Source organism: Tardiphaga sp. (assembly GCF_044340795.1).
Lineage (GTDB): Bacteria > Pseudomonadota > Alphaproteobacteria > Rhizobiales > Xanthobacteraceae > Tardiphaga.
In genome coordinates this window covers 1-5,283 of record NZ_JBIISY010000329.1, presented here as the reverse complement: position 1 = coordinate 5,283, position 5,283 = coordinate 1, and the positions used below count along the sequence as shown (strand labels likewise).

Below are 5,283 nucleotides of genomic sequence, written 5' to 3'. Positions count from 1 at the left end.
AGGTCACCCGCAAGTCACCAGTCAGTACAAAAGCATGGCGCGCGGCGAAAATTTAGTAGGCTTCCATCCCGACGACGAGGCTTATCTGCTTGAAACGATTGCGACATTCAATCGTCGTCTGGCTGATATCGCTGAGCTGAGGCAAACGCTTCAAGCTTCGTAGATCGTGTTTTCATTTCATCCCCACCCCCCCTTCCCGACGAAGTGACAAAACGCGCCCGGAAAATAATTCAGTAATTTTACTGTTTCCTGTTGACGCAGTAATTCTACTGCATCATAGTCCCTCTCAAGAACTCGCCGCCGAGCAGTTCACCCCAGCCACGGCTGGCCCCGCTTTGGGGAATGGAGAGGGAAAATGGCACTTCGATCTTCCATCCATCGCAAGCCTCCGGTCGATCACACTTTCAAGGTGGTCCGCATCACCGGCATGTACGGCACCTGCAACGCTATCAAGGCCTACATCGGCAACGATGAGGTAGGCGCTGCCGGCTTCGATGCTGTCGCACGCGAGTGGCTGGTGTCGTTCACCGCCCGCGATGGCTCGAACATCGAAACTGTTATCCCTGCTGGCGCCGACTTTCGCGCCTCCATGGACAAGCTCGAAGCGTACTTCGCCGAAGCTCACGCGACCCATTACCTGCCATTGGCGGAGGTTGCGTGATGCCCGAACTCGCAGCTGAGCTCCACTTCGCGATCATTCTCCTGAAGAACTACGCAAAGTTCGATGAAGAGAATGGCGACATCGAAGACGCCGCTTTCACCCGCATGCACATTGCGCGCTTCGAAGCTGCCCTCCCCTCTCAGTGGCGATCGGAGGATGCGGCATGACCCCGAAGCAACGCAATCATCTTCGCATCGCGGCCATTTCCGGCCGCGCAGACGAGCAGTTTCAGCGCGACACCGTCGCTGTCCTGGTCAGCTACATCGAGCGCATGGTCGGCGCCGGCGACGTATCCGAGAAGCACGAGACTCGCCTTCGTGAACTCACCAACACCACCTGCGCGGTGTTCGGCATGCCGTCGATTGCCGAGCGAGATGCGGTATTCGAGGCCAACTTGGCAATCCTGCGCGAGGTGCTGTGATGTTGCGCGATCTAGCAGAGGAACTGTTCGCGCTCGTCGGCATCGCAGCATTCTGTGTGTGCGTGCTCTTGCTGGGAGTGGGAATCCGATGAAGCGCCCCTACAGCACAGCGCGCAGCGCCGCCGTCTGCCGACGTGCCCTTGAGAAGGGCAACCTCGTCGCCTGTCATCACCACGGACTGGCCTGGAAGTTTGGCCGCCGGAAATTCAACAGCATCACCGTGTCCCGGCTGATTGAAGCGGGAGAAGCGGTTCGCGAAGGCAATATCGTGAGGAAAGTGAAATGAGTAACGCTGTCGAAAAGATGGATACGAACCGGGCAGATGACCGCGCTTTGTCGGTAGTCACCCCGATGGACATGCTGAACCGCGCGGTCGAGTCCGGCGCTACGATGGAAGTGCTCGAAAAGCTGATGTCGCTGCAGGAGCGCTATGAGGCGAACCAGGCGCACAAGGCTTTCGACGAAGCAGTATCGAACGCAAAGGCCGAGATTGGCCCGGTCGTCCGCAATAAGGCTGGACACAACAACAAGCGCTATGCCGACTTCGCAGCCATTGCCCGCTCGGTTGACCCGATCATCAGCAAGTTTGGCTTGTCCTATCGTTTCAAGACCGATCAGTCCGACAAGATTGCAGTGACATGCATCCTGTCGCATCGCATGGGCCACAGCGAGCAGACCACGCTTACTGGTCCAGCCGACACCAGCGGGAACAAGAACGCGATCCAGTCGCTCGGCTCGACCCTCACTTATCTCCAGCGGTACTCACTGGTGCAGATGCTTGGCCTTGCCGCATCCGACGATGATGACGGCAGAACCGCGGGCGCCGGCGAATGCATCAGTGACGAGCAGGCCGACAATATCCGCGATTTGCTCGAAGCAAATGGCAAGGATCGTGCTCGCTTCCTGAAATGGGCGAAGGTCGACCGCATTGAGGATCTTCCGGCGGCCAACTACGACACCTGTGTCGCAGCCATCACCCGAAAGGCTGACTGACATGCAGATCTTCGATTGTGAGCAGAATTCGACCGAATGGCACCTTGCTCGGCTTGGCATCCCAACCGCGTCCGAATTCTCGACCGTCCTCGCGAAGGGCGAAGGGAAGACCCGCAAGACGTACATGCTGAAGCTTGCCGGCGAGCTGATCACTGGCGAGCCACAGGAATCGTACACCAACGCCCATATGGAGCGTGGCAAGCAGATGGAGGAGGAAGCGCGGGACGCCTATTCCCTCATCAAGAATATCGACCCGGTCCGTGTCGGATTTGTCCGCAGCGGCGACACCGGCTGCTCGCCCGATAGCTTGATCGGTGAAGATGGAGGGCTCGAGATCAAGACCGCCCTTCCCCACATCCAGATCGAGCGCCTGCTGAAGGGCACGCTCCCGCCTGAGCATCGCGCGCAGGTTCAAGGATCAATCTGGATCTGTGAACGCAAATGGTGGGACTTCGTCAGCTATTGCCCGAAGCTCCCGCCGCTGATCATTCGCGTCCCCCGCGACGACGGCTACATTGCTACCCTCGCCGGTGCCGTAAAGGCCTTCAATGAAGAGCTGGCTGAGACCGTCGCGACCATCCGCGCCTATGGAAAGTCGAAGGAGGCAGCATGAGCCGCGCTCTGATCACCATCCATGGCAAAGCCGATCGCGAGCGCGCGGCCAAATGGTGCCACCAGGCGCCGCCGGAGACGCGCATCGAGTTCAAGGCAGCGAAGCGAACACTTGAGCAGAATTCACGCATGTGGGCGATGCTGACCGACGTTGCGACGCAGAAACAGCACGCCGGCCGGAAGTATACGCCCGATCAGTGGAAGGTGCTGTTCATGCACGCCTGCGGGCGCGAAGTGCAGTTTATTCCGTCCTTGGACAATTCCACGTTCATCCCTTGGGGGCAGTCATCATCGGACCTATCGAAGCAGGAGATGAGCGCGCTCATCGAATTCATGTTCGCATGGGGAGCCGAGAATGGTGTCGTCTTCCATGATCAGGAAGTGGAGCAAGCGGCATGAGCCGGCGGGAATTCTCAAAGGAAGTCCGTCGCCAGGCGCACGCCCGAGCGGATGGTTACTGCGAAGGCCTCAAGGCCGACGGCACCCGCTGCAACGGCGCCCTGCTCGACGGACGCTTCCACTACGACCACAACATTCCCGATGCGCTCGGCGGCGAACCAGAGCTCTGGAACTGTGTCGTGCTTTGCGTTCCGTGCCACACGGAGAAGACCGCCAAGCGAGACGTCCCGATGATCGCCAAAGCGAAACGCGTCGCTGATCGCCATATCGGGATCAAGAAGCGGTCCAGCTTCGGACCGCGTAAGCCGCAACGCTCGGCCAGCCGCCCTATTGAGCGCCGGAGCGAGGTCCAGCCATGACCGTTCAAACCCACAGCATCCCAGCTCCGGTGCTGGCTGCCTTCGAGAACGTCCCTCATTTGTCGATCCCGCAGCTCGCCAAGGCTGCGCAAATGGACAAGAAGACGCTTACAAAGCACCGTGAAGCGGGAAATCTTCCCGTCCACATCAAGGGCACAGGGCTTGAGCGCCGCCACTACGTCTGTACGCTCGGCGATGTCGCTGAATTTTACCGCCGAACGGGTGAAGCATGTCAGTCTTCCGGGTCAGAAACTCGCCCTACTATCAGTTCGATTTCCAGATCAAAGGTCACCGCTTTTACGGCTCGACCGAAGAGACGAGTGAACATAAGGCTCGTGAGTTCGAGCGCGGGCAAAGGGAAGAAGCCAAAGCCTTCGTCAAGCAAGCCCTCGACGCAGGCCGGAAACCCATGACTCTCGCCATTGCCGCCGATCGCTGGTGGGACGAGGTCGGCCGTCATGGCAGCGACCCGGACTTGGAACGAGCGCTGGACTGGCTAAAGACCCAGATCGGGCCCCATGTGCTCCTGCACACGATCAACGATGACATGATTTCCCGCGCCGTCGAGGCCCGTAGAAAGTGCGTCATGCGCGCTGGCCGGGATAGCGACGGAAAACAGCTATATCGACCCCTGAGCCCGCGCACGGTGAACAAGACGGTGCCAAGCCTAATGCGCCGCGTCATGAACAGGGCGGCGGAAAATTGGTCGGTCGCCATCCTCGCTCAGCCAAAGTGGAAGAAGCACTTCCTACCCGAGCGCAAGCGGCCGGTGCGCGAGATCACGCACGCCGAGGATCGGGCGCTGGACGAAGTGGAGAGCCGTGAATACGCGGAGCTCCGCGAGTTCGCCGAAATCATGGGCCTGCGCCGGCGGGAGCTGCTGCTGAAATGGACCCAGGTCAATTTCGATCAAGCGACGATCGCCATCATCGGCAAGGGCGGCATCCCGGCCATCCTGCCCCTCACCCAGCGCGCCTACGACATCCTCTGGGGGCTCCGCGGGAACGACAAGCTTCACGTCTTCACCTTCGTGGCCCAGCGCTCCAGGCTCTGCCCGAAGACCGGGACGCAGTTCGTCCGCGGGCAGCGCTACCCGATGACCTATTACGGGATCGGCACCAACCGGCGCCGGAAGTGGGCCAAGGCGGGCGTGGATGCCCGTCTCCACGATACGCGTCACACAACCGGCCAGCGCGCCTTGCGCGCCACGGGCAATCTGCGACTCGTGCAACAGCTCCTTCGTCACACGGAGATCCGCACCACCTCGAGCTTTTACACTGACACCACGATGACCGATCTGCGCGCCGGCATGGAGCGCGTCGAGGCCTCCAAACCCGAAGCGACTGATCTGGAAAAGTCCCAGACAAAATCCCAGACCAAAAAACAAACATCAGCTAAGCCCAAGAAGGGAAAAGCATAAATGCTTCGAGAACCACGTCTTTCGATTCCGAGGGTCGGGCGTTCGAATCGCTCCGAGTGCACCATCTCCGCACGCAAATCCTGTCAATAATTCAAGACGGTTAGAGCCTGTGCCGCTTACCCGCTCGCAGGTTCCCGTCGGAGGACAGATCGGGACCAAACACCATTCGGGACATCTTGAGACGAAAAGTTCCATGGAGATCCTCAAGGTCACGCGACCGTGCGCGCTGCCTTCGCCCCAATTTCAGCAGCCGATTGAGACCCCTGGCAAGTCTTGAGCGACGCGTCGCGACCGAACGCCCAGAACCCAGCCCTATTTCCATCGCGCGAGCATGGCAGTCGGCCAGCTCGCGCACCTGTGCACACGATCAATCCGCCATCATGACCGGCTGAGGGTCTCACAGCAGCCGACTTTGCGC

Annotated in this window: 9 protein-coding genes; all 9 read left to right on the top strand. The window is 59.8% G+C overall.

The features are described from left to right. The first annotated feature begins 355 nt into the window (after window positions 1-355). The 9 genes from ACIQ17_RS30375 (at window position 356) to ACIQ17_RS30335 (ending at window position 4,865) form a co-directional block, all read left to right on the top strand. A complete protein-coding gene (locus ACIQ17_RS30375; RefSeq protein ID WP_398473185.1) occupies window positions 356-661 on the top strand; it encodes a hypothetical protein in 306 nt (101 codons plus the stop codon). Continuing rightward, window positions 661-828: a hypothetical protein gene (locus ACIQ17_RS30370; protein ID WP_398473184.1), complete on the top strand. Its 168-nt coding sequence runs from the start codon at window positions 661-663 to the stop codon at window positions 826-828. The genes ACIQ17_RS30375 and ACIQ17_RS30370 overlap by 1 nt, the downstream gene beginning before the upstream one ends. Next, window positions 825-1,082 carry a hypothetical protein gene (locus ACIQ17_RS30365; RefSeq protein ID WP_398473183.1) on the top strand — a complete coding sequence of 86 codons (258 nt, stop codon included), beginning with the start codon at window positions 825-827 and terminating at the stop codon, window positions 1,080-1,082. Before ACIQ17_RS30370 ends, ACIQ17_RS30365 begins: the two co-directional genes overlap by 4 nt. An 88-nt stretch (window positions 1,083-1,170) precedes the next feature. Beyond that, a complete protein-coding gene (locus tag ACIQ17_RS30360) occupies window positions 1,171-1,368 on the top strand; it encodes a hypothetical protein (RefSeq protein WP_398473182.1) in 198 nt (65 codons plus the stop codon). Beyond that, on the top strand, window positions 1,365-2,075 hold the full coding sequence (locus tag ACIQ17_RS30355; RefSeq protein ID WP_398473181.1) for an ERF family protein: 711 nt from the start codon (window positions 1,365-1,367) through the stop codon (window positions 2,073-2,075). The genes ACIQ17_RS30360 and ACIQ17_RS30355 overlap by 4 nt, the downstream gene beginning before the upstream one ends. Before the next feature lies 1 nt (window position 2,076). Next, complete coding sequence (locus ACIQ17_RS30350) at window positions 2,077-2,688, top strand: lambda exonuclease family protein (protein WP_398473180.1); 612 nt, start codon at window positions 2,077-2,079, stop codon at window positions 2,686-2,688. After that, a complete protein-coding gene (locus ACIQ17_RS30345) occupies window positions 2,685-3,086 on the top strand; it encodes a recombination protein NinB (protein ID WP_398473179.1) in 402 nt (133 codons plus the stop codon). The genes ACIQ17_RS30350 and ACIQ17_RS30345 overlap by 4 nt, the downstream gene beginning before the upstream one ends. Then, window positions 3,083-3,445 carry an HNH endonuclease gene (locus ACIQ17_RS30340; RefSeq protein ID WP_398473178.1) on the top strand — a complete coding sequence of 121 codons (363 nt, stop codon included), beginning with the start codon at window positions 3,083-3,085 and terminating at the stop codon, window positions 3,443-3,445. The genes ACIQ17_RS30345 and ACIQ17_RS30340 overlap by 4 nt, the downstream gene beginning before the upstream one ends. A gap of 229 nt (window positions 3,446-3,674) precedes the next feature. Beyond that, entirely contained in the window at window positions 3,675-4,865 is a 1,191-nt protein-coding gene (locus tag ACIQ17_RS30335) for a tyrosine-type recombinase/integrase (protein ID WP_398473177.1), read from the top strand. Window positions 4,866-5,283 lie beyond the last annotated feature (418 nt).

What these genes read in the sequence shown, in the direction of transcription:
- ACIQ17_RS30375 (WP_398473185.1), top strand. Translation starts at nt 356, where the DNA reads ATGGCACTTCGATCTTCCATCCATCGCAAGCCTCCGGTCGATCACACT.
- ACIQ17_RS30370 (WP_398473184.1), top strand. Translation starts at nt 661, where the DNA reads ATGCCCGAACTCGCAGCTGAGCTCCACTTCGCGATCATTCTCCTGAAG.
- ACIQ17_RS30365 (WP_398473183.1), top strand. Translation starts at nt 825, where the DNA reads ATGACCCCGAAGCAACGCAATCATCTTCGCATCGCGGCCATTTCCGGC.
- ACIQ17_RS30360 (WP_398473182.1), top strand. Translation starts at nt 1,171, where the DNA reads ATGAAGCGCCCCTACAGCACAGCGCGCAGCGCCGCCGTCTGCCGACGT.
- ACIQ17_RS30355 (WP_398473181.1), top strand. Translation starts at nt 1,365, where the DNA reads ATGAGTAACGCTGTCGAAAAGATGGATACGAACCGGGCAGATGACCGC.
- ACIQ17_RS30350 (WP_398473180.1), top strand. Translation starts at nt 2,077, where the DNA reads ATGCAGATCTTCGATTGTGAGCAGAATTCGACCGAATGGCACCTTGCT.
- ACIQ17_RS30345 (WP_398473179.1), top strand. Translation starts at nt 2,685, where the DNA reads ATGAGCCGCGCTCTGATCACCATCCATGGCAAAGCCGATCGCGAGCGC.
- ACIQ17_RS30340 (WP_398473178.1), top strand. Translation starts at nt 3,083, where the DNA reads ATGAGCCGGCGGGAATTCTCAAAGGAAGTCCGTCGCCAGGCGCACGCC.
- ACIQ17_RS30335 (WP_398473177.1), top strand. Translation starts at nt 3,675, where the DNA reads ATGTCAGTCTTCCGGGTCAGAAACTCGCCCTACTATCAGTTCGATTTC.